The sequence below is a fragment of the Paenibacillus sp. QJM3NY_38 genome, assembly GCF_056173265.1.
In genome coordinates this window covers 4,317,543-4,340,247 of record NZ_CM149665.1, presented here as the reverse complement: position 1 = coordinate 4,340,247, position 22,705 = coordinate 4,317,543, and the positions used below count along the sequence as shown (strand labels likewise).

The 22,705-nt window shown below is 48.1% G+C and carries 24 protein-coding genes; 18 read left to right on the top strand and 6 right to left on the bottom strand.

Annotation, left to right across the window (positions count from 1 at the left end; translation table 11 throughout):
* Positions 1-155: 155 nt before the first annotated feature.
* Positions 156-635 carry a hypothetical protein gene (locus tag AC0VZ8_RS19940; RefSeq protein ID WP_475484175.1) on the top strand — a complete coding sequence of 160 codons (480 nt, stop codon included), beginning with the start codon at positions 156-158 and terminating at the stop codon, positions 633-635.
* Positions 636-998: 363 nt separating this feature from the next.
* Here the strand turns inward: AC0VZ8_RS19940 and AC0VZ8_RS19935 are convergent, their stop codons facing one another.
* Positions 999-2,042: a glycine-rich domain-containing protein gene (locus AC0VZ8_RS19935; protein ID WP_475484174.1), complete on the bottom strand. Its 1,044-nt coding sequence runs from the start codon at positions 2,040-2,042 to the stop codon at positions 999-1,001.
* 222 nt (positions 2,043-2,264) lie between these two features.
* Here AC0VZ8_RS19935 and AC0VZ8_RS19930 point away from each other — a divergent pair, with 222 nt between their 5' ends.
* The 3 genes from AC0VZ8_RS19930 to AC0VZ8_RS19920 all read left to right on the top strand — a co-directional run bounded on the left by AC0VZ8_RS19930 (position 2,265) and on the right by AC0VZ8_RS19920 (position 3,524).
* Positions 2,265-2,468 (top strand): hypothetical protein, encoded by a 204-nt coding sequence (locus AC0VZ8_RS19930; RefSeq protein ID WP_475484173.1) that lies wholly within the window; start codon positions 2,265-2,267, stop codon positions 2,466-2,468.
* 28 nt (positions 2,469-2,496) lie between these two features.
* The gene (locus AC0VZ8_RS19925) at positions 2,497-2,772 is read left to right on the top strand and encodes a hypothetical protein (RefSeq protein WP_071220365.1); all 276 of its coding nucleotides are present in this window, start codon (positions 2,497-2,499) and stop codon (positions 2,770-2,772) included.
* Between the two features lie 125 nt (positions 2,773-2,897).
* Positions 2,898-3,524 carry a DedA family protein gene (locus AC0VZ8_RS19920; protein ID WP_071220366.1) on the top strand — a complete coding sequence of 209 codons (627 nt, stop codon included), beginning with the start codon at positions 2,898-2,900 and terminating at the stop codon, positions 3,522-3,524.
* Between the two features lie 19 nt (positions 3,525-3,543).
* On the opposite strand, the gene AC0VZ8_RS19915 is transcribed toward AC0VZ8_RS19920, so the two are convergent.
* Positions 3,544-3,753: a hypothetical protein gene (locus AC0VZ8_RS19915; RefSeq protein ID WP_260065457.1), complete on the bottom strand. Its 210-nt coding sequence runs from the start codon at positions 3,751-3,753 to the stop codon at positions 3,544-3,546.
* Positions 3,754-3,994: 241 nt separating this feature from the next.
* Here AC0VZ8_RS19915 and AC0VZ8_RS19910 point away from each other — a divergent pair, with 241 nt between their 5' ends.
* The 7 genes from AC0VZ8_RS19910 (at position 3,995) to AC0VZ8_RS19880 (ending at position 10,900) form a co-directional block, all read left to right on the top strand.
* Positions 3,995-6,853 carry a Na+/H+ antiporter subunit A gene (locus tag AC0VZ8_RS19910; RefSeq protein WP_475484172.1) on the top strand — a complete coding sequence of 953 codons (2,859 nt, stop codon included), beginning with the start codon at positions 3,995-3,997 and terminating at the stop codon, positions 6,851-6,853.
* Positions 6,854-6,855: 2 nt separating this feature from the next.
* On the top strand, positions 6,856-7,194 hold the full coding sequence (locus AC0VZ8_RS19905) for a Na(+)/H(+) antiporter subunit C (protein ID WP_071220369.1): 339 nt from the start codon (positions 6,856-6,858) through the stop codon (positions 7,192-7,194).
* Complete coding sequence (locus AC0VZ8_RS19900) at positions 7,187-8,668, top strand: Na+/H+ antiporter subunit D (protein WP_475487725.1); 1,482 nt, start codon at positions 7,187-7,189, stop codon at positions 8,666-8,668. Before AC0VZ8_RS19905 ends, AC0VZ8_RS19900 begins: the two co-directional genes overlap by 8 nt.
* A 5-nt stretch (positions 8,669-8,673) precedes the next feature.
* On the top strand, positions 8,674-9,153 hold the full coding sequence (locus tag AC0VZ8_RS19895; protein ID WP_071220371.1) for a Na+/H+ antiporter subunit E: 480 nt from the start codon (positions 8,674-8,676) through the stop codon (positions 9,151-9,153).
* Positions 9,150-9,443 (top strand): Na(+)/H(+) antiporter subunit F1, encoded by a 294-nt coding sequence (locus AC0VZ8_RS19890; RefSeq protein ID WP_071220372.1) that lies wholly within the window; start codon positions 9,150-9,152, stop codon positions 9,441-9,443. The genes AC0VZ8_RS19895 and AC0VZ8_RS19890 overlap by 4 nt, the downstream gene beginning before the upstream one ends.
* Positions 9,427-9,822: a monovalent cation/H(+) antiporter subunit G gene (gene mnhG / locus AC0VZ8_RS19885; protein WP_071220373.1), complete on the top strand. Its 396-nt coding sequence runs from the start codon at positions 9,427-9,429 to the stop codon at positions 9,820-9,822. Before AC0VZ8_RS19890 ends, mnhG begins: the two co-directional genes overlap by 17 nt.
* 196 nt (positions 9,823-10,018) lie before the next feature.
* The gene (locus AC0VZ8_RS19880; protein WP_475484171.1) at positions 10,019-10,900 is read left to right on the top strand and encodes a GNAT family N-acetyltransferase; all 882 of its coding nucleotides are present in this window, start codon (positions 10,019-10,021) and stop codon (positions 10,898-10,900) included.
* A gap of 86 nt (positions 10,901-10,986) precedes the next feature.
* On the opposite strand, the gene AC0VZ8_RS19875 is transcribed toward AC0VZ8_RS19880, so the two are convergent.
* Together AC0VZ8_RS19875 and AC0VZ8_RS19870 are read right to left on the bottom strand one after the other, a co-directional pair.
* Positions 10,987-11,640: a TVP38/TMEM64 family protein gene (locus AC0VZ8_RS19875; RefSeq protein ID WP_071220376.1), complete on the bottom strand. Its 654-nt coding sequence runs from the start codon at positions 11,638-11,640 to the stop codon at positions 10,987-10,989.
* A gap of 188 nt (positions 11,641-11,828) precedes the next feature.
* Entirely contained in the window at positions 11,829-12,662 is an 834-nt protein-coding gene (locus AC0VZ8_RS19870) for a lysostaphin resistance A-like protein (protein WP_475484170.1), read from the bottom strand.
* A gap of 339 nt (positions 12,663-13,001) precedes the next feature.
* Here AC0VZ8_RS19870 and AC0VZ8_RS19865 point away from each other — a divergent pair, with 339 nt between their 5' ends.
* Together AC0VZ8_RS19865 and AC0VZ8_RS19860 are read left to right on the top strand one after the other, a co-directional pair.
* Complete coding sequence (locus AC0VZ8_RS19865) at positions 13,002-13,610, top strand: TetR/AcrR family transcriptional regulator (protein ID WP_071220378.1); 609 nt, start codon at positions 13,002-13,004, stop codon at positions 13,608-13,610.
* A gap of 108 nt (positions 13,611-13,718) precedes the next feature.
* The gene (locus tag AC0VZ8_RS19860) at positions 13,719-14,585 is read left to right on the top strand and encodes a YitT family protein (protein ID WP_071220379.1); all 867 of its coding nucleotides are present in this window, start codon (positions 13,719-13,721) and stop codon (positions 14,583-14,585) included.
* 259 nt (positions 14,586-14,844) lie between these two features.
* On the opposite strand, the gene AC0VZ8_RS19855 is transcribed toward AC0VZ8_RS19860, so the two are convergent.
* Complete coding sequence (locus tag AC0VZ8_RS19855) at positions 14,845-15,057, bottom strand: hypothetical protein (RefSeq protein WP_071220380.1); 213 nt, start codon at positions 15,055-15,057, stop codon at positions 14,845-14,847.
* Positions 15,058-15,106: 49 nt separating this feature from the next.
* On the bottom strand, positions 15,107-15,679 hold the full coding sequence (locus tag AC0VZ8_RS19850) for a thymidine kinase (protein WP_260065463.1): 573 nt from the start codon (positions 15,677-15,679) through the stop codon (positions 15,107-15,109).
* A 337-nt stretch (positions 15,680-16,016) separates the two neighbouring features.
* On the opposite strand from AC0VZ8_RS19850, the gene AC0VZ8_RS19845 reads away from it, so the two are divergent.
* The 5 genes from AC0VZ8_RS19845 (at position 16,017) to AC0VZ8_RS19825 (ending at position 22,281) form a co-directional block, all read left to right on the top strand.
* Positions 16,017-17,765 (top strand): RNA polymerase sigma factor, encoded by a 1,749-nt coding sequence (locus tag AC0VZ8_RS19845; protein ID WP_475484169.1) that lies wholly within the window; start codon positions 16,017-16,019, stop codon positions 17,763-17,765.
* Positions 17,766-17,912: 147 nt separating this feature from the next.
* The gene (locus tag AC0VZ8_RS19840) at positions 17,913-18,815 is read left to right on the top strand and encodes an EamA family transporter (protein ID WP_475484168.1); all 903 of its coding nucleotides are present in this window, start codon (positions 17,913-17,915) and stop codon (positions 18,813-18,815) included.
* Positions 18,816-19,045: 230 nt separating this feature from the next.
* On the top strand, positions 19,046-19,789 hold the full coding sequence (locus AC0VZ8_RS19835) for a GTP pyrophosphokinase (RefSeq protein WP_100537787.1): 744 nt from the start codon (positions 19,046-19,048) through the stop codon (positions 19,787-19,789).
* Positions 19,790-20,323: 534 nt separating this feature from the next.
* Positions 20,324-21,721, top strand: coding sequence for a protoporphyrinogen oxidase (locus AC0VZ8_RS19830; RefSeq protein WP_475484167.1), 1,398 nt, complete (start codon positions 20,324-20,326; stop codon positions 21,719-21,721).
* A complete protein-coding gene (locus tag AC0VZ8_RS19825) occupies positions 21,718-22,281 on the top strand; it encodes a DUF1697 domain-containing protein (protein WP_475484166.1) in 564 nt (187 codons plus the stop codon). Before AC0VZ8_RS19830 ends, AC0VZ8_RS19825 begins: the two co-directional genes overlap by 4 nt.
* Positions 22,282-22,705: the final 424 nt, after the last annotated feature.

Sequence of the window (22,705 nt, the reverse complement as noted above, 5' to 3'; positions counted from 1 at the left end):
AACGACACGCAGCTTGTTGGATAAGCATAGGATAAGGAACGAAGCAAATAATTTTTTGACAAAAATGTGAATGATATGTGTCAAAATTATGTACAATGGTGTTATAATAAGGTAAGAGTTAAATGAAAACCCTTACAGAATGAACGGAGCTGATTATGATGAAATACGCAATCCATTACTCTACGAGAATGAAAGACGTTATTTTATTTTCCTTTGTCATTAGCATTATCCTGTTTCAGGTAGCTACCTTGACCCAATATTCCTATCCTGTCCTATTCTATATGCAGATGGCGGTGAATGTCGTTGTTGTTGCGGCACTAGCAATTGAAGGGTATGCCCGATTGGTGAAACGGGAAGTGAATATTCAGGAGAATTCGGATACGATTTCAATCAATGGCGTAGAGATTCATGCCGATCAGATTCGTGAGATCAAGGTTTCCGGATGCCATAAAGCCGCATTCCAGATAAACCTCAAGAACAAGAACGTGAATCCGATGTATTGCTGCTTTAAATTTGAAGAGAAGAATTGTGAAGGAATTCGGAGTCTCACGCGTTGGGCCGAGCGGAACCAGGTTTCCGTGCGTAAGGTCGGACCGCAAACCCGTTCCGGGTTGGTACTCACATCAAACCACTAGTTAGCCTAAATTATATTATAAGAATAGAAGCATCTGAACCTTGAAGAATGGGTTCAGGTGCTTTTTTGATGTAGTTGTAGAGGAAAGGGGGGCCGGGCATTTGTACCTATAGGAACTGAAATTTTAACCCATGTTAAGATCCTGTTTCAATGCAGGTTAATTTCGTCAAAGATCCAGCTAAGAATGAGAGTTACTTCGCGTTTGGAGAGGAGATTCAGGTTTGGTGAAATCAAGGTGAGACGAGGCCAAGCTGTATACGGCGGGGTTTGAACGCTGGATAAAACAAAAAGCATGGGCCTGAATTCTCAGTTCCATGCTTTTGTTCGATTCATTATAAACAGGCGTTGTCGTAAAGTTTGTAACTTAGCTGCTGCAGCCGCCGCCACAGCCACTCCCGCAAGAGGATCCGCTGCTGCAGGATGAACCGCTGCTGCAAGAGGATCCAGATCCGTCGCTTGAGGATCCTTCACCCGAATCGGATCCGCCGGACCCGCATGCCGAGGCGTAGGTGCATGAGGAGCTGCTGTTATTTTTATGAAGCTCGCGCTCATCAGGGATCATGTGGTCACCAAATTGTTCCGGTGCGTTCCAGGCAAAAAAGACGGCCGCTGCCAGGAGCATATCGCTATTTTGGAAATTGACCGACTTCTCTTGTCGCGCCGGCTTCTCTTGGGCGGTTCGAACCCGATCCTGCAGATCCTGGATGATCGCATCAATCGCCGTGCGGGCTGCAGGAATCTTCTCATAGGTCCAGGCATTAAAGCGCTTCTGTCCATGATTCACGGTGAAGTGGCGGGAAGTTACGGCCTCCAGTTCTTCGCGCGGCAGCGGGACCCGGAAGAAAGCTCCCCATAGCTTGGCGCTGTATTCATGGAAGCCGAATAATTGTACATATACCGTATCAAACCACGCACGTTCATTCGGAATAGGCACATGCTCGCTTCCGGTGTTTGGAGCGTGGTGAAGCATTTTGCCAAGAAAGCGTTCCGAGAATTGCTGGTACTCGTATGTATACATCAGCATTTCATGCCATACTTCATCCACGTCTTTGCTGAACATCGGGACACGATCCAGCACCGCGCACATGATAAAGAACCGTTTAAGCTCCTGCCATCTCCATTCGTACTCCTGTTCGGACAGATTCGGATGCTCACTCATCACTCGTTGCTTCAGCATGTTCTGATAGGTGTAGGGGAGCGCAGCCTCCAGTCTGCCGACAAGCTCACTCGCCGGGCTTCCTGCCTTGACGATCGGCGGCAGCTCGGGTAGCTTCCCGCGTCCGTGCTTATTGCCTTTTGGGAGCTGCTGACCGCTGTGTTTACGCAACGAGCGTTTCACGAAATAAGAAATAATCCATACATCCACCGCAACAAATAAAATAATCAGAATCCAGGTTGTTGTGTTCATTACATGTTCCTCCTTCTTTATGGTGTTCGGAGGTCGGCTTATTATTTCTCTCCTGAGTAAATTATGGCAAATGTGATGCGTGTTGGCAATTGAAATTGGAGAAGATCATAACTTGAATTTAGGGGCTTCTTTATGATACATTCCGTGTGTGTCAAGCGAGTGTTTGATCATGGGGCCATGATCTCGATGGATGGCCATTACGTTTACTTTAGGAGCATACATATGTTAACAGGTTGGAAACTATCCGTAATAGGTATTCTTGTTGTAGGCATTACCGGCATCGTTGCGTCGATTACCGGTCTGATCGAGCCCGGCCGGGCGATAGCGCTTTTCGTTGTATTCGTACTCTTTATTGGGGCGCTGGAGCTGCTGGAACAAATCAAGAGCCGCAGAAAGAAGAAGGGGGAAGTGCGATCTTCCAAATAAAAATGCACAGACAGCAAGGAGGGAGCTTGTGAATTGGGTAGCTGTACAGCCGTACTACAAAATCAACCGAGTGGTGGATGGTATCGAACAACGGACGGAAGAGCAGGGGCGGGAGATGTTCCTGTACGAGGATCGAATCGTAACGAAATACCGGGAGTTCCCGATCAAGCAGGTCTTTGATCTGTCGTATCGGCCTATGGGAGATGGCGGTGGTTTCTTATATTTGCACACCCAGCAAGGCGTGTATTCTTACACGGTGAAGGATGATCCGGGTTCTTTCATATCGGCATTTAAAAATCTCTAATGGCATGATCCATAAATAAAACTGGTCTCAGGTCCAGTTCATATCCTCGCCTGCAGCATGTTTGCGAAAGCCACGTTGTCATATAAGCTGATACTATATTCTAGGGACGGATTAGGGGGACAGGAGTGGATACGCTATTAGATTTTATTGAACAGATCGGGCACTACGCATTATTCCTCGTATTGTGCCTTGGCTTGGTCGGTCTTCCTGTGCCTAATGAAGTCGTGGCAATGACAGGCGGAGCGTTAGCGGCATCCGAGATTTTAACGCCGGTTCCGTCTTTTATCATGACGTTTCTTGGCGTGTGTTCGGGATCGACGGTAGGTTACATGCTTAGCCGCTTTACCGCGAGCAAGCTGTTAAACCGTGTAGGGGAAAAGTCGAAGATACGCCAGTTTCTCGATGTATCCGAACGTTTGACCCGTCAATATGGCAATTACGCCATATGTATCAGCGCTTTTTTGCCCATTCTGCGCAACGTCACTCCTTATGCGGTTGGCATGAAGGGGATGCCGTATCGCAGATTTGCGGTGTATTCGTATTCCGCGTCCTTTGTATGGACCATCGGTTATTTCTCTTTGGGCATGTTTGTCGGAGATCAGGTCGTCGATCATATTGGAGCCCTGATTGACCGGTATGGATATTATGCGGCGGGAATTGTCGCGGTGCTGGCCATCATTCTGATCATTTCATGGGTAATTCGAAGAAATAAACGAAGCAAGGAGAATAAAGAAATTCAGTTTCACGGATAAATGCCGTATGCCTGTTTAATTAGGGCTCATCCGGCAGGGGCTCGGGTGACGTTCGAATGATTTTTACGTATTCTCGGGGTAAGAACCATGGGGTTTCTTGAATTTGATAAACTCTGGTTGTCGAGTTGTCTTGTTGATATCCGGGATGCGTACGTATATTCGTTAAGATGGCGGCTGCCAATATTGCAAGAAAGATGAAAGCGCAGACAGCCGCTTTTTTGATCATCATGGGAATCACTCCTTTACATACAGTGATTTCCCAAAGGTCCTCTTTTCATTCCAAGATACCTTTGACAAAGCTTTGATCTCAAGATATACTGATTTTCAGTGTGATTCGAAAAAATACCATATGGTTTTACCTGGAGGAGCCTGCCATCAACGGGCTCTTTTTGTGTTTTTTTGGAGTTATACCTAAATAATGGGGAAATACTACTTATGAAGGAAAAATCGGACTATAGGAGGAGTAGACTTTGTCTTTGCTGCACATCGCCGTCATGGCACCTTTTATTGTAGCGCTTGTGGTTATGTTGACCTACAAGCTCATTGGCCGTGTCCACACCGGATGGGTCATTTTGCCGGTACCGGTTGTCCTGTTCGCCTATTTTTTAGGACTTATCCCAACCATTCAGGGAGGTGAACAGCTTCAAGCGGTCCTGGAATGGATTCCGAGCGTGGGAATAAACTTTACCGTTTATTTGGATGGACTAAGTTTAATTTTTGCACTATTAATATCTGGTATTGGTTCACTCGTTGTACTGTACTCCATCTTCTATATGGATAAGAACAAGGAAGCCGTCCATAAATTCTACATTTATCTGCTTCTGTTCATGGGCGCCATGCTTGGTGTCGTGCTCTCCGATAACCTGATGGTGCTGTACGGTTTTTGGGAACTGACAAGTATCTCGTCTTTCCTGCTGATTGCATTCTGGCATCATCGCGACCGCTCCAGATACGGAGCTTTAAAATCCATGCTGATCACCGTATTCGGCGGACTTGCCATGTTTGCAGGGTTTATTCTCCTTTATGTCATGACTGGCACCTTTAGTGTGCGGGAGATCGTAGCAAATGTGGGGAGCATTTCGGGAGACGCGCTGTTTATTCCGGCCATGATTCTGATCCTGCTGGGAGCATTCACCAAATCCGCTCAGTTCCCGTTTCACATCTGGCTGCCGGATGCGATGGAAGCACCGACTCCGGTTAGTGCTTATCTTCACTCCGCTACGATGGTTAAGGCCGGAATCTATCTGGTGGCCCGTTTTAGTCCGGTGTTTGCGGGTCAAGCTTCCTGGTTCTGGATCGTTGCGATTACAGGCTTGACCACGCTGATCTATGCTTCGATCCGAGCGATCAAGCAGACAGATCTGAAGGCACTGCTGGCATTCTCCACCATCAGCCAATTGGGACTGATTATGAGCTTGCTCGGTCTTGGCTCTGCCGCAGCTTATTATGGAGGCGGCGTGGACACGCTGCTCTATACGAAAGCAACGATAGCGGCCATCTTTCATCTGATGAATCATGCGATATTTAAGGGCGCTTTGTTTATGGTCGTCGGCATCGTGGATCATGAAACGGGCACCCGTGACCTGCGGAAACTCGGAGGTTTAATGTCCCTCATGCCGATTACGTTCACCGTGGCCGTCATAGGAGCATTTTCCATGGCCGGTCTGCCTCCGTTTAACGGATTCCTGAGTAAAGAGATGTTCTTTACGGCGGTCCTTCAAGCGTCTCAGATGAATTTCTGGAATGCCGAGACCTGGGGTGTGCTGATACCGGTCGTTGCCTGGATCGCCAGCGTATTTACGTTCCTGTACAGCATGATCCTGGTTTTCAAAACCTTCACCGGCCGCTACCAGCCTGAAAAGCTGGAGAAGAAGCCGCACGAAGCACCGCTGGGGATGCTGATTCCCCCGGTTATTCTGGCATCGCTGGCCATCGTGTTCGGACTGTTTCCGAACCTGCTGTCTCATGCACTGATTGAACCGGCGATGGCCGCCATTCATCCGGGGCTGCTCGTGGCAGAGGACCGGTTCCACGTGCATATCGAGATGTGGCACGGCTGGACAATGGAAATTTTCATGACCATCGGAATCATTGTTCTCGGTACCGTTCTGTACAAGCTTCACGGCAGAGCGCGTATCTTGAACACAACGATTTTCAAGCGATTTACATTGAACAATCTGTATGACGGGGGATTGCGCGTTCTCGAAAAAGGCGGCAAATCGCTGACCTCAACCTACATGACAGGTTCGCTGCGTCACTATGTGATCTATATCTTTGTGTTTTTCATAGCCGTTCTTGGCGGAGGTCTCCTGCTGGTCGATCATATCGGATTCGATATGACGGACTACGCACCGATGTCCTTCTATGAGGCTGTTGCCATACTCGGCCTGGTCATCCCGGTTATTGTGCTTCCGTTCGTACGGACACGATTGATGGCGATCATATTAACCGGGGCTGCGGGTTATATGGTGACCTTGTTCTTCGTCCTGTTCCGGGCTCCGGATTTGGCGTTGACCCAGATGGTTGTCGAGACCGTTTCTGTCATGCTGTTCCTGCTCTGTTTCTATCATCTGCCGAAGCTGAAGCGGGAGAAGGTGTCAATGAGCCTGAAGTGGAAAAATCTGCTGATATCTATAGGCGTGGGTGCTGTCGTAACCTTGATCGCGCTGGCCGCAAGCAGCGGCAGAACCTTCGACTCCATTGCGGATTACTTCATTAAAGAGAGCTACCGCTCGGCCGGCGGTAAAAATATCGTCAATGTCATTCTGGTGGACTTCCGCGGATTTGATACATTGCTGGAAATTATGGTTCTCGGCATTGCGTCCCTCGGAATCTATGCCTTGATAAAAGTTGATTTGGGTGAAGGGGTTATCGGTGAACGGGATCGTTATGAAGGTGCGTATTTGCCTAATAGCAATGATGTTATTTTGCGAACCATATCCAAGGTGGTCGTCTTTATCGTCGTAACATTCTCGTGGTTCCTGTTCAACTCGGGACACCATGAGCCGGGCGGAGGATTTATCGGGGGGCTGATGACTTCAGCCGCACTGGTTCTGTTATCAATGGCTTTTGGCATGGACATGACCCGCAAAATCGTGCCTTTCGAATTCCGGAAGGTTACGGCTGCAGGCCTTGCCATCGCCCTGCTTACAGGGATTGGTTCCTTTGCCTTTGACGCACCGTTCTTAAGTCATTCCTTCGATTATTTCAACCTGCCATTGCTCGGGGAAACCGAGCTGGCTACAGCGGTTCTCTTCGACCTCGGCGTCTATTTAGCCGTCGTTGGCGTGACGATGACCATCATCAATTCGATTGGGAGGGATAACTGACCATGGAACTATATATGTCACTTGCCATCGGAATTATATTCGCGGTTGGGATTTACCAGATCCTATCCAAAAGCTTGCTGCGGATCATTCTCGGTACATCACTGTTAACCCATGGTGTCCATCTGCTGCTGCTCACGATGTCTAGGCTGAAGACCGGTGCTGCTCCGCTGCTTGGCGAGAAGGCTTCATCCTATGTTGACCCCGTTCCACAAGCGTTGATCCTGACGTCCATTGTCATCAGTTTTGGCGTCACATCGTTCTTCTTCGTACTGGCGTACAAAGCGTATCAACGCTTGGGCACGGACAACATGGAGGAGCTAAGGGGGATGGATGATGAATAATGTAATTGTTCTGCCTCTCCTTATTCCGTTAGTTACTGCCGTTATTCTTATTTTTTGCTCCAAATACGTTCGTGTTCAGCGCTGGATCAGTGTGGTCAGTGTCATACTGAACCTGCTTGTGGCGTTGTTCATCGTGAATCAGGTAAACAACGAAGGCATCCAAACGCTTCATATGGGCGGATGGCTGCCACCTTATGGGATCGTGTTTGTAGCCGATATGCTCGCGGCACTGATGGTGCTCACGACGTTGATTGTGGCTGCTGCCTGTCTGTTCTATTCCTTTCGGAGCATCGGGGAAGAGAGAGAGAAGCATTACTTCTATGCCTTTTTTCAATTTTTGCTGGCTGGTGTGATCGGATCGTTTCTGACAGGGGATCTGTTTAACCTGTTTGTCTGCTTTGAGGTCATGCTGATCGCTTCCTATGCACTGATTGTGCTGGGGGGCACCAAGCGGCAGCTGAGAGAAACCCTGAAGTACATGCTGATTAATATTATTTCATCCACCTTGTTTGTTGCAGCCGTTGCTTATTTGTACGGCACGGTCGGCACGCTGAATATGGCGCATCTGTCCCTGCGCGTGGCAGAAGTACAGCAGGATGGAATATTATCGGTCATCGGCCTGTTGTTCCTGATTGTATTTGCCTTGAAGGCGGGCTTGTTCCTGTTCTTCTGGCTGCCCGGATCCTACAGTGCACCACCGGCGGCAGTTACAGCTTTGTTCGGCGCGCTGCTTACGAAGGTTGGATTATATGCGATTATCCGTACCTTTACACTGATCTTCCATCACGATACCGGCGGCATCCACGCCGTCATCGGCTGGATGGCCGCGGCCACGATGATTTTGGGAAGTTTGGGCGCAGTTGCGTATAAGGATCTTGGACGAATCCTGAATTATAACATTATTATCAGCGTCGGCTTTATCGCCTTCGGCATAGCGTCAGCATCTTCAGATTCCTTGAACGGGGCTGTATTCTACTTGATGCATGACATGATTGCAAAGGCGCTGCTCTTTATTCTTGGCGGAATCATCATTGCCAGTGCAGGTGCTAACAAGCTGAGTGATATGGGCGGCCTGATGAAGCGCCATCCCTTGGTGGGGTGGATGTTCTTTATCGTTGCATTGGCTCTGGTCGGCATCCCGCCCCTTAGCGGATTCCTTGGCAAGGTTCTTATCGTCCGCGGTGGTTTGAGCGAGGGGCATTTTTGGTTGACGGGACTGGCACTGGCATCAAGCCTGGCGGTATTGTATTCCCTGATCAAGGTATTTATGGGGGCATTCTGGGGCGAATCACCCGGGCATACGGAATCGCAGCCAGTCAGAATCCATCGGACAGCTTATGTGGCAGCTATTGGACTAACGGTTATGGTGATTGTCCTTGGGGTGGGTTCGGAGTGGATTTATTCCTACACCTCTCAAGCAGGCGCCGTATTATCCGATCCATCACTATACATTAACGCTGTACTAAAGGAGTAGTGGATATGGGCCATCAAATCCTGTTAAATATCATCATTGCCGTTGTCTGGATGTTCCTGAACAATAACTGGTCCCCCCAGCATTTGATAGTCGGCTATCTGATCGGTATGTTGCTGATTTATCTGTTGCGCCGCTTTTGGCCAAACGATTTCTATTTGCGTAAGCTGTGGTCTATTCTGATGCTGCTGCTTTTGTTTTTAAGAGAGCTGTTTAAATCAAGTATCACCGTCATCGGTCAGATTATAAGACCGAAGCTGAATGTCCGCCCCGGCATCTTCGCCTACGATACGGAGCTTAAGTCCGACTGGGAGATTACGGTCTTATCGTGCCTGATCTGCTTGACGCCAGGAACGCTTACCCTGGAAGTCTCTCGCGATGGTCAGACGCTGTATATCCATGCGATGGATATCGAAGATGTCGAAGAGCTGTCGAATCAGATCCGCGGTACCTTTGAACGCGCGATCAAGGAGGTGACCCGCACATGATCCATGGCATGCTGATAGCCTCATTGGTGATTTTGTCGCTTGCTATTCTGGGCTGTCTGTACCGATTAATCAAGGGACCTTCCATGAACGACCGGATCATGTCGCTGGATACGATCGGAATTATCCTGTTGTCCATGATCGCTGTCCTGTGCATGCTGTTCCGGACATCCGTGTATTTTGATATCATTCTGCTGATCGGAATTCTTACGTTCATCGGAACAACCGCGCTTGCCAGATATATTGAGAGGGGTGATGTCATTGAACGCACAAACGATGAGTCAGATCGGTGAGTTTCTGATCGCGCTGATGGTGCTGCTCGGCGCTTTGCTGGGTGCATTGAGTGCATTCGGCCTTATTCGTCTGCCGGATGTTTACATGAGGTCCCATGCAGCTACGAAAAGTGCCACGCTGGGCGTCCTCTTGATCCTTGCCGGCGCATTTCTGTATTTCACCTTCTACCTGGAGCATGTCAGTGCCAAACTGCTGCTGGGAATCGTATTCGTATTTATTACGGGGCCGGTAGCGGGTCACTTGAACGGGAGAGCGGCATATCGATCAGGCGTGTCCATGTGGGAGAACAGCGTTCACGATGACCTCAAGCCTGAACTGAAGCGCGAACGTGAGCGGATGCGAGCTTCCCGGAAGGGGGAGCATTCCGAGAAGGGATGACCGTCAACCGTAAACAAGGTCCCGATTGAATGATCGAGAAGATGAGATGGGCTTTCCAAGCATATGGGAAGCCCATTTCTTGTTTCATGTTTGGTTCACGGGTATCATCTCGTGGTAAAATTGACCAAAACAGGTTCGAGGAGCCTTTGGAAATCACGCTAGGAAAGCTGATTCTGAACAAGGAGAATGTGTACAGATGGTATTGGATAGAGATCAAACGAAATTAAGAGAGCTGTCTTCCTTTCTTGCCCGAATGAATGGAGATCGTCATCATCATGTCGGATATTGCGGCGAACAGGAAGGGGAGGTCTACAGCACGCTGCTGGAAGATTTTTCGGAAAATGGCCGGCTGAGCAGCCAGCGATTTACCGTGATCTATGATCAAGATCAGATGGTGGGCGCATTGGGATTCGATGTGGACGAAGAAGAGGGAACTGCTGAAATATGGGGACCTTTTATCGATGCGGAAGGCGAGCTTTGGCATCGATTGGCGAAGGAGCTATGGGTTGATGGAACAATGAAGCTGAATGGCAGCGTAACACGCTATTTCGGATTTTATAATGTAGCTCATCCGTCTGCTGCGAGGTTTATGGAGGACAAAGGGGGAAGAAAGACAGGTGTGCATCATGTACTGAAAATCCAAAAATCCACCTTGTTAGCGAATGCCGCGCCTGGATTGCAGGATATCACGCCCGAATATTGGGATGAGTTCGAGAATCTACATGGCACCGCCTTCCCGAATACCTATCTCAGCTCGGAGTCTATTTTGCAGAAGCTGGATGAGTATCACCGGCTCTTCATATTTACGGAAGAAGGCCGTTTCGTCGGGTATGTTTATGTGGAGGGAGACCCCGATTTCCAGGAAGGAAATATTGAATACATCGCGGTATCCGAACAATTCCGGCGCAAAGGCTATGGCGGGCTCCTGCTTGATCAAGCTCTCCATTATTTATTCCAAGTCCTGCAACTGGAAGAAATCTCGTTATGCGTGGACCAAGACAATGCAGGAGCGCTCCAGCTGTATCATCGTGCGGGCTTTGAGACGGTGCATAAACTGGCGGCTTACGTATTGGAGTGAACATAATGGTTTCCATCACGACCCGCCCATGCATAACAAGACCCGCCCATCCCAGCAACCGGGATCGGCGGGTCTTGTTTATACATCTAGCGCTTTGTCTTTTTGCTGCTAATCACGACACTTCCCGGCTGATCTTCATGATGGTAACGGTTTTCCATCTTTTTGCCGGCCAGCCACAGCAGCCAGAGGACGATGGCCGCGATAAGAATGCGCCAAGGCTGCTGGATAAAGGCTTGCCAGTCATGTCCAATGAATGCCACCATAAAAATCATCACGGATTTACCTGCCATAACGGCTATCGTGAACGTCGTTGCCGATATCGTGCTGATGCCGGATGCGATATTGATCAGTGAGGAAGGCGTGAAGGGAAAGCAGTACAGGATGAAGATCGGCGTAAAGCCCTTTTCTTCAATCCAATGGAAGAAGCGCTGGGATCCCGGCATTCTTTTTTGGATAAGCAATCCAAGCTTGCCTCCCAGCTTACGAACAATCCAGAACACCGTAACGGATCCAAGGCAAACGCCGATCCACGACAGCAAGAATCCCCACCATAATCCATAGGCTGCGGAGTTCCCCATCACCAGTACGATAAGAGGCAGAAAGGGAAGGAACGCCTCTATAAATGGAAGCAAAATACCCGGGATGGGACCCAGCTGCGAGTACTGCTGAAGCCATTCCTGCACTTGATCCATGTCAATTTCTTTCATATGGGTCCACAAGTTCTGAAGCCATTCCAACATGATGAGTAAATCCTCTCCCTGCCTAGGGTAAAATTATGTATTTTCCGGTCGATCACGGATGAAATATATTATAGCATAACCAGAATCAATATTATAAATTGCAAGTATTGAACCGGGAGGAGGGATACAGGAAAAGCTCAAACTCCCCTAAAGCCATGGTGAGTTTGAGCTATATCCTTTATCGGTTCTCATACAGATTGGGCGGGCAGCGCTTCCTTGGTTGCAGGATTCGAATCCGGCGGGAGATCCGGCTCGATCCCGTTCCAATCGATTCGGTTCTTGCTCCGCAGCGACCAGACGATCAATAGGATGATCCCAATAATGACCGAACCGATCGTTACCATATAATTGCCCCAGACCGAAAGGTATTCGATCTCGATGAATGCATATTGGGAGGGTACCACAACGTACCGGACCATCTCCAGCCAGGCCAGGTGAAAGCCGATGCTCATCCACAGATTGTTGGATACGATGCGGGACAGCTGCAATACCGTACCAAAAGCAACTAAATTGATGATATACTCCACCGTAATCAAATCCCATGTGCCTATTCCTATGGCCACCATGAATGCCGTTACAGCGATAGGCGCAAGCACGAACATTACGACCTGAAGGACCAAAGCAAGCCAGCGCGGAAAACGGGTGTTTAAGTTCCGGTACACATAACCGCGGAAGGTGATTTCTTCTGGAAAGGCTTCATAAAAAAATGCAATCGGGACATTGATGAGGATAACGAGCATCGTAACGATTGGGAAATGGAAATCCACGATCCGGAGCCATCCGGCGGCGCTGCCGATCAGCAAGGCTGCTGCCGTGACCAGGGCAAGGAAACCGATGCCGAGAAGGAAATAACGAAAACCGGAAGGAACAGAGCTAAGACCAAGTCCGTTCCAGGGCCGCTGATCGACATAACGCCTAAGCAGATAAATCAGCGGCACGGATATACTTGTTGTAACGACGGCAAGGAGGATTTGGAGCCCGAGCGTGGGGATCTCGTATGAACCCGCTACCGTGGCTATCACAACTGCTAGTCCGAGCCCTGCAACAAAAGCCAGCCACCCAAGGACGACACGCCAGAACAGATTTATACGGCCCTCCCGATCACGGAATGCCCGAGAGACACCATGCTTAGCCTTCGATTCAGTTAATGTGCGAATGACGAACTCGCTCCTCTCTTAAGAACACGCTGCCCGTGTTCCTATTCTTTTTGACATTAATATATATAGTATTGCTTCTATCAAGGTGTTCCATAGAAAGAACCTATTTTTACGAAGGTAGGCATTAAAGAATCAAATAAAAGAGGCTGAAATGTTGATTATGGTACGTTGTATTAAAAAAAACCGGAAGTGTATAATGGGATTATGCCGAAAATCGTAGATCATGATAAACAAAGACAACGGGTCGCTGAGGCTGCCCTGCGGGTGATTCAGAGGGGTGGACTCGAAAAAGCGACGGTTCGCAATATCGCCGAAGAGGCGGAGTTATCCGTAGGTTCGCTGAGACACTATTTTACCAGCCAAGCTGAGTTGTTGGCTTTTTGTATGAACCTGATGATCGAGAGGATTGAAGAACGCTTTTCTACTTTATCCTTGAAGGGACCCGTGTTTGAGGATGTAAAACAAGTATTGATGCAATTTCTGCCGATGGATGAGGATAGGACGATGGAAATGGAGGTGTGGATGTCGTTTGTTGCCAAAGCGCTAGTCTATCCCGAGTTAAGAATAATGACCGATCATATGTATGATGGATTAACCAAGGCGTGCCACTATGCGGTGGATACCCTGGTCGCACATAAGCTGGCTAAACCGGAGCTGGATCTTGATTATGAGAAGGAGCGCATATACGCATTGGTAGATGGATTAGCGATTCATCATATCATGAAGCCACAACAACTTGCCAAAGAAAAGATCGAGTGGATTCTCGAGCAGCATCTGCGTTCCTTATGTCTGGATGACAAGGCAATAGACTAAAAGACCCATGTCACTTAGCGTGTCAACATTGACATGCCATTCCTTTTTTTAATACAATGGTTCTTCGACAGGCACTTCGTGTGAAAAAAGATACAAAAGGAGAATGGCATGGTCAAAAAACACAAAAATCTGACAGTCGGCGAAATTCTGAAACGGTTCATCTTTATTACCATCGGTGCAGTTCTGATGGCCGTGGCGCTAGAAATATTCCTGGTGCCCAACGAAATTATCGACGGGGGTATTACCGGTATTTCCATCGTATTATCATCGATTACGCCCATCAAACTGGGTGTGTTCCTCTTCATTATCAACTTGCCGTTTCTGTTCATCGGTTATAAGCAGATCGGCAAAACGTTCGCATTTTCCACACTGTACGGGATCGTGGTATTGTCGGTGGCGACAACATTCCTGCATCATGTAGACCCGTTTACGAACGAGAAAATTTTGGCGGTGCTGTTTGGTGGTTTGATCCTTGGTCTGGGTGTAGGTCTTGTTATCCGTTACGGCGGAGCTCTTGACGGTACGGAGATCATTGCTATCCTGCTGTCCAAAAAGCTGCGCATGCCGGTCGGGCAGATCATCATGATTATCAACGTGTTTATTTTTATTACGGCAGGGTTTGTATTCGGTGCAGATTCGGCCATGTATTCGATTTTTTCATACTACATAGCGGCAAAAGTGATGGATATTGTGGTAGAGGGCTTGGACGAGTCCAAATCCGTTACGATTATATCCAATGAATATGAAGAAATCTCAAGTGCCATCATGCAGCGTCTGGGCCGCAGCACGACGATGATTTATGCCAAGGGCGGATATTCGAAAGAGGATACGCAGATGATTTATTGCGTCATCACCCGGCTGGAGATTGCGAAGCTGAAGACGGTTGTGCAGGAGATAGATAAGAACGCATTTATTTCGATTCAAAATGTCGCGGATGTGCTGGGTGGGAGTATGGCGAAGTCAGATATTCACTAGGTGCACGTACATGCTTTTGATGTGATAGGTTGATTAACGAATGGCGGTTTTTTGCAGATCCTTTTCTGCAGAAGGCCGCCTGTTTATTTAGAAAAACAAGTAAACCATTAAAGTCTTACCATCCTTACCTCGCAAGAAACATCTGCTATATGCGGACTGTATGCTGAAAAAGCACTGATCGAGGAGAAGGGATTGCCTGAGTGTCTGATCGAAGCTCCATGAAAGCCGTCAATCTAAAAGCGCTCAGGCCACCCATCTATCATTTCCGTACTTCAAAAAATTCGCATTCATCCCGCTTATGATAGCCGAGCGAACTGACGCTGGATTGCGTAATGACGGTTTCGTCGGTGAATCGGATGACGAGACTGCCGGAGTCAATCAGATGATTATCCTTGAAGATGCGTATACGGATCTGCTGCTCCATAACTTCCTGAAAGTCTTGGTCGGTTAATAGCGGTCTGACTATCGGCATGGGTCATCCTACTCCTTACGTTTTGAATGGTGGATTGTTCGTAAAAGTCCTATGATAAAGGGGGATTGGTATGACATTTGCGGCAAACAGGGAAGTAGGTATCATTCCCTCCGATCAGGATCTGCTCGCCGGCATATACGGGTTTACCGTCAATGACGCGAAGGTTCATGATCGCTTTACGCTCGCAGAACCAGCAGATCGTCTTCATTTCCTCGATTTTATCGGCGTAAATCAGCATCCAGCGGCTGCCTTCAAACAACTCGTTCCGGAAATCATTCTTCAAGCCGAAGCCCATGACAGGCACGTTAAGCTCATCTACGATCCGTACGAGCTGCAGGATGCTGTCCTTGGACAGGAACTGGCATTCGTCAACCAGAACGCAGTATGGCTTAGGCTGATGCTCCTTCACAATCCCGTAGATGTCGGTCGTATCGGATATAGGTATCGCTTCGCGTCGCAGGCCGATTCGCGAGGATACATACCCAACGGCATCCCGGTCATCGATAGCGGATGTAAAAAGGAGCACCGGTTTGTTCTGTTCTTCGTAGTTATGGGCGACTTTCAAAATTTCGATGGATTTACCACTGTTCATGGAGCCATACTTAAAAAATAATTGAGCCATGCTTTCGTTCCCTTCCTATAAGTGCAATGTTGCTTCTTTGAGTGTAGTGGTACAAATTCGTTATTCTTACTATATAAGATATGACATGCAGAGTATATTGTCGCATTATGGGTGTCTTTTGTCCATTGCCTGTATGGACTATATTCTGACATATATGACTTAATCGCGGAATGAAAAAAAGGGACAGGACTTCGCCGCGCAATCTGGCGAGGTTACTTCGTATCATGGCACCAGGCTTAATCAAAAAAAGGTATAATCTTTTTCAATTACGTTGTCAGAAATGACGAACTTCTCTGGTCATATAAGTAGTCAACGATACGAAAGAGGGTTTGAGCAATTGGAAACGACAGCAGACAGAACGGTCCAGTGGGATGAGATGGAAGATCAGGAGTTGGTGAAAAATGCGCAGGCAGGGGAGCGGGAAGCATTCGGGGAGCTTGTTCGGCGTCATCGGTCCAAGGTTTATGGCTATGCCAGAGCTATAACCCGGGAGTCCTACCTGGCAGAGGACGTTGTACAGGATGCATTGGTCCGGGCATTTTTGCACTTGGGCGAACTGGTAGATACCCGGCGTTTCCTGCCCTGGGTGCAGCGGATCGTACGGAATCAGGCCTATACCCGGCTTAAGGGAAGCTCCGCGATGAAAGAGCAGACATTCACTGAGCTTGAAGGCAGGGGAAGGTATGATAGTGCCGGGAGTGCAGATCAGTGGAATAATCTGGACAGCATTCTGGGAAGGCTCCATCATTCTTCAGCCAAAGCGGCCGCAGGATTCAACGTACCGGAGGAACGAATCGTCCAGCAAGAGACGCTGCGTGTTATAACGGACATCATTCAACGCCTGAAGCCACGCGAACGGCTTATTTTCGAATCTCATTTTTTCGATCAGCTGTCCCCGCAAGAAATCGCTGACTTGTTTCAGCTCTCTTCGGCCAATGTGTATCAGATTATTTCGAGATCACGGAAGAAAGTGATCCAAGAAAAAATTCGCGTCACCGTTGACTCTTATATTAAGACGAGAAGGGACTTGGGAATTATGAATAAGAAGATTCTACAGTACGAAGGATCGTTGAAAGAAATCAAAACTTGGACAACTGCTGCGGATGCCACGTTTAAAATGCTGCAATTTACAGATCGGAAGCTATCCCTGCCGATGGTTATGGGGCTTACAGGTCATGCATTCCGAATTAACATCATTCCGGATCAGGTTCACATTGCAGGTCCGACCGCGTATTTTTTTGGTGAAGTATTATCCCGGGGTCTTCATAATATCGGCTTCCATTCCAAATTCATCGACGGCATGTCGGACGGCATCGGTACCAATGCCAATCTGCTGGATCCATCTGCCTTGGAGAAGAGTGCCATGAGCAAGCGCAGCATTCATCAGGAGCTGCCAAGGGCCCTTGATTTGATTCATAGCTCGCTGGACCGAGGATACCCTGTGCTGGCATGGGATATTTTCTTTCCCGAATTTGGTACGTTGTATGGCTATGACGATGAAACCAGAACCCTCTACGGGGAAGTATGCGGAAAAGCGGATACGCTCCCTTATGAGAATCTCGGAAGGAGTGTGATGGAAGAGCTGTTCGTTCTGGCCATTGAGGGATCGGTCGATTTAACGCTTCAGCAGCAGCTTCGACTTGCGCTTGAAACCGCCATCGATCAATATGAGGGGAAAGAAAGTGTGGTTCCGACGGCAGTGAAGGGGATTGCGGCATATGATGCTTGGATCGAATCGCTGCAGGGGCGGAAGATCGAACCGAACGGCCATGCATACAACATCGAGGTATTAAGAGATGCCCGGTATTACGCTGCTGAGTTCTTCAAGGAACTGATAGCAGCATGGCCGGATGCGAATACCGAGGGACCGGAGCTCACGCAGCAGTTTAAAGAAGCCAGCGTGTTATATACGGGAATGTGCGAGAAATTCAGTGTCCTGCATCAGATGTTCCCATTTCCGGTAGGCGGAGAGCCTAATTCGGAGGATCAAGCAACGACGGCGATAACGCTGGTTGAGGCTATTAAAGCTCTGGAGATCGAAGCCGTTGCTAAATTGAAAGAGATTTTTGCAAAGTTGTCTTCTTAATTAGTGGTTGGTATTTACAATGTTGAGGTTTTGTCTTAAGATAAGACCATAATTCAATATCAAACAGAGTCAACTCCACTTTTTACTGTTTTCTGGATTCCAAAACAGTGAAAGTGGGGTTTTTGTTGCGTAAGGGGGAGTTTCACGTTGTTGCATTTGTTGAAAAATTCATTCTTCGTATTTTTGGGAGCCTGCTGTTTCGGAATTCTGTCAACGGTTGTAAAGCTTGCTTACCAGGAGGGGTTCCTATTTCAGGAGGTAATGATCAGCCAATTCGGGACAGGCTGGCTCATTCTGCTGTTGCTGATGCTGTTTTTTGGACGACAAAAGGTCACGGGCAAGCAATTCCTAAGGCTAGCCGGGGTTGGGTTATGCACATGTCTTACAGGCGTCACATATTACCTTGCCCTTCAGAGCATTCCGGCATCGATCGCCGTCGTTCTGTTATTTCAATTCACCTGGATCGGCGTCATTATCGAAGCTGTTGTGAAACGGCAATGGCCGGATAAGTCCACCGTCATCTCCGTTATCATCCTGTTCGTCGGGACGATGATGGCCGGGGGGATGTTGGGTGCAGGCGAGATTCAATTGAATTGGAAAGGGACATTATTGGGGCTGACCGCGGCTTTGATGATGGCTTTGTTTGTCTTCTTCAGCGGCCGGGTCGAGACGCAGATGTCACCCATTACGCGGAGCTTTTATACCTCAACGGGTGGCCTTATTCTGCTGACGATCCTGTTCACGCCGAAAGTGTACACGGAGATATCCCTGTTTGACAACGGGTTATGGCTGTTCGGCTTAATCTTAGGCGTATTCGGCGTTGTTCTTCCAGTTCTGCTATTCGCACTCGGTGCGCCCAAAATCAGTACGGGATTGGCAACCATTCTTGGGGCCGGAGAGCTGCCCGTTGCCGTTATTGCTTCGGTGCTGGTGCTGAGTGAGCAGGTGTCTGCGCTGCAATGGATCGGGGTTATCGTGATCCTGCTGGGCATTGCGTATCCGCAGATAGCGGCGCCGAAGCGGGGCGGGGTGCCAGCGGTACAAAGATAGGTGGCACAGCGATATCAAGCAGCACGATGCTGGCATAGGATAAAGGACGTTGCGACCTTCCGGTTGCAGCGTCTTTTTGACGTTACAACACTAAAGTTGCAGTTGCACCTCAATATCAACTACTATTTAAAGAGGGAACAGAACTTCTGGAATGTTAGCAGCGTGTTTTGTTTTTATTTACTACTTGAGTCATCACGGCTCTGAATCACACAATCGAAAGGAAGTATCCCATGAATTCTTTGCAAATCGAACAGCTCAAAATCATTCGGAATGAAATTACCCGATTCATGATGAAATACAAATTCGCCTTAGATGAGATTGAAACCAAAATGGAGATATTAAAAGAGGAGTTCCAGGCTCTTCATGATTATAGCCCGATCGAACATACGAAATCCCGCCTGAAATCGCCGGAGAGCATCATGAAGAAGCTGCTCCGAAAAGGCGGAAACATCTCTCTTAGCTCCATAGAAGATAATATCAAAGACATTGCGGGTCTAAGAATCACCTGCTCATTCATAACCGACATTTACAAAATTAGCGACATGCTGCAGAAGCAGAGCGATTTAACGGTGTTAAACGTCAAGGATTATATCAAGAATCCGAAGCCGAACGGATACCAAAGCCTGCATCTGTTAGTGGAAGTGCCTGTGTTTTTCTCCGACCGGGTGGAGAAGGTATGCGTTGAAGTCCAAATTCGAACCATTGCCATGGATTTCTGGGCGAGTCTGGAGCATAAAATTTTCTACAAATATAATAAGTCCGTTCCTCAGCATCTGCTGGAAGAGCTTAAGAAGGCTGCGGATACGGCTAACGCGCTGGACCGTCAGATGGAGCAATTGCACCACGAGGTGCAGGCCATTAAGGACTCGGAAAGCGATGATTCGCTGCTGGAGGAACTGAAGAGCATTCAGATCAACAACCGCAAGTATGAGCTTCCGGCGGGCTTGCTTGAAGTATTGACCGAGGATAAATAAAGTTCCTGGCGAAGCGAAAAAGAAGATAAAACTGTTTCACCATCCATGCACCGGGTATATATATCCTAAGTGGGAAGTGGAAACACACATCAACACCAGACGGATAACAAGACGTTAAGTCGGAATTACCGAAAGGATTTGATACCCATGTACAACATGACGAGGAATAAGGACGACACAATCTGAATGATTCCAAAGTACACCTTAAGCAATGGAACGATTGCGTTAGAATAGAAAAGACCGCTTCCCACGAAAAAAACTCTGCGAGTGATCTCGCGGGGTTTTTTGCTGTCAACAGCCATCCAAGCATGCTCCTGGACCCCGTCCGTGCACTAAGGGAGCAATACGCGTGTACTGATGGTGGGTTTTCTCGCGGGGCGGGAGGTCGTTAGTTAGGCGAACGGTTCTGTTCACAATATTGAGGGAATGGCGTCCCTCGGAAGCACGGGCTCTATGATATACTTAGAAATTGGATACAATGGTAACAATCATGATTAAGATGTTATGAACCTACATAATAGAGGTGTATGTACAGTGACAACTACCGTAGTTATCGGCGGCGGCATTACCGGACTTTCGACCTTATACTATCTGCAAAAAGAGTTGAAGCACCTTCAACAGAATATGGAACTGGTGCTTATCGAGGCAAGTGAAACGCTGGGAGGCAAAATCCGCACCGTTCAGAACGGTGAATTTATAATGGAAACCGGAGCGGATTCGATCGTATCCCGGAAAACGAATGTGGCACCACTTCTGGAGGAGCTTCAGTTAACAGACCAGGTTGTGTATAATGCCACGGGGACTTCTTTCATATATACGACTGCAGGTTTGAAAAGAATCCCGGATGAGAGCGTATTCGGCATACCGCTTAGCCTGAAATCCTTGGTGGAAAGCGAGCTTGTGTCTGCCGAGGGGAAGGTGGAGGCGCTCAAGGACTATTACACGCCGAATGAAACGTATACCAAGGATGATTCTTTGGGGGAGTTCCTTGAAGCCTTCCTTGGCAAGGAAATCGTTCAGAATCAGATCGCTCCGGTCATATCGGGCGTCTATTCCGGGGAGCTTCATGACCTGACCATTGCGTCAACGTTTCCCTATTTGCTGGAGTACAAAAATACGTACGGCAGCATCATGGGCGGTTTGGCCGAGAATAAACAGAAATTCCTTGGCTCAGGCAATAAGAAATTTCTTTCCTTCAAAGACGGAGTCTCCGTATTGATTGATGCATTGGAACGGACCGTGATACAAGCAGGCGTGAAGATATACAAAGGCGTTGCCGCAGAGAGACTGGAGAAAGCAGCCAGCGGCTACGGGGTGATGCTGGCAAATGGCGAAAAGCTTGAAGCTGATTTTGTTGTTTTAAGCACGCTGGGATCCGCCGCGAAGGATTTGCTGCAAGATCCGCTGCTTACTGAGGACTTTGACCAGATGTATACCAAATCGCTCATCAGCGTGTATCTTGCCTATGACATTCAAGACGAAGAGCTTCCCTATGATGGAACGGGATTCATTACGGCCAAGGGAACCCGGTTGAAGTGTGATGCTTGCACCTGGACGAGCCGGAAATGGGAGCATACCTCCGAGAACAAGCGGTTATTGATGCGATTATTCTACAAGAGCTCCAATCCGCATTATGAGGAGCTGATCCAGTTATCCGATCAAGAATTGAAACAGATCGGGATGGGGGATATCAGCCAAAGCCTTGGCATTAAGGCTGAGCCGATCTCTTGTGAAGTCACCAAATGGCATGACAATATGCCGAATTATCATTTGAAGCACCGGCAAATCGTGGAGTCATTAGAACAGAAAATGGATGACCTGTATCCTAACGTTATGCTGGCGGGATGCTCCTATTATGGAGTGGGGATACCGGATTGCATTGCGAACGGGGAGAAGACGGCAGGTCTGATTCTGGAAAGGATGCTCGGATGACAATCTACATTGCGCTGCTTAGAGGAATCAACGTAGGCGGACACAATAAACTCAAGATGGCCGATTTAAGAAAGATGCTTGAATCTATGGGACTAACTCGCGTGCAGACCTACATCCAGAGCGGAAACGTGCTCTTTGAATCCGGGGAATCCAAGGAAACGCTGCGCGTTCAAATGGTGCAGGGCATACTTGAAACGTTCGGCTTCCCGATATCGGTGATCCTTAGAACCTCCGAGGAAATCGAGGGGATCGTTCGGAACTGTCCATTTTCGGAAGAAACGCTGCGTCAAGCGGAGGCAGCATCGGAGTTTGAGAGTCTTTATGTTGCCATGCTGACGGAAGCGCCTGCTGCTGATGATGTGGAGAAATTAAAGCTTTATGTGAACGAAAAGGAAATCTTCGAGGTGATCGGTGAAGAGGTTTACTTGATGTTCAAGGAAAGCGTTCGGAATTCCAAGCTGGCGGTTCAGTTGTCGAAGCTCGGCGTTCCGATGACGATGCGGAATTGGAAAACGATGAACAAGCTGGTACAACTGTCCCAGACGATGGTGAGTGTGTGAGCAGCCGCAATCATTTAAACAAATAAAGGGGTACATAGCTGATCCCCATATTCGAAAGAAAGTTCGGGTCAAAAGTGTTTCACTTCCCGAGAACCGGGTAAATATAGAACAAGTGGGAAGTGGTATTGTCAATCGACGGACGGAAGAACATCATGTCATTCCGAAAGGCAGTTGATTCGCCATGAACACTCGTAAAAGGAGAAGGAGAGCGAAGTTTCTTCGATTCTTTTCTGGTAAGGCACCCTAGCAATTGGAAAATTGCTGCATAATGAGCAACAAAATCGCTTCCCACTGATAAGGATCCTGCGATATCATTCGCGGGGTCTTTTTTTGTGCAGAATAAGCACAAACTGCATCCTATGAGATAGGATGATGACCAATGCTTGCTCAAAGATGAAACGGATAAGAAATGAATAGACCGGAA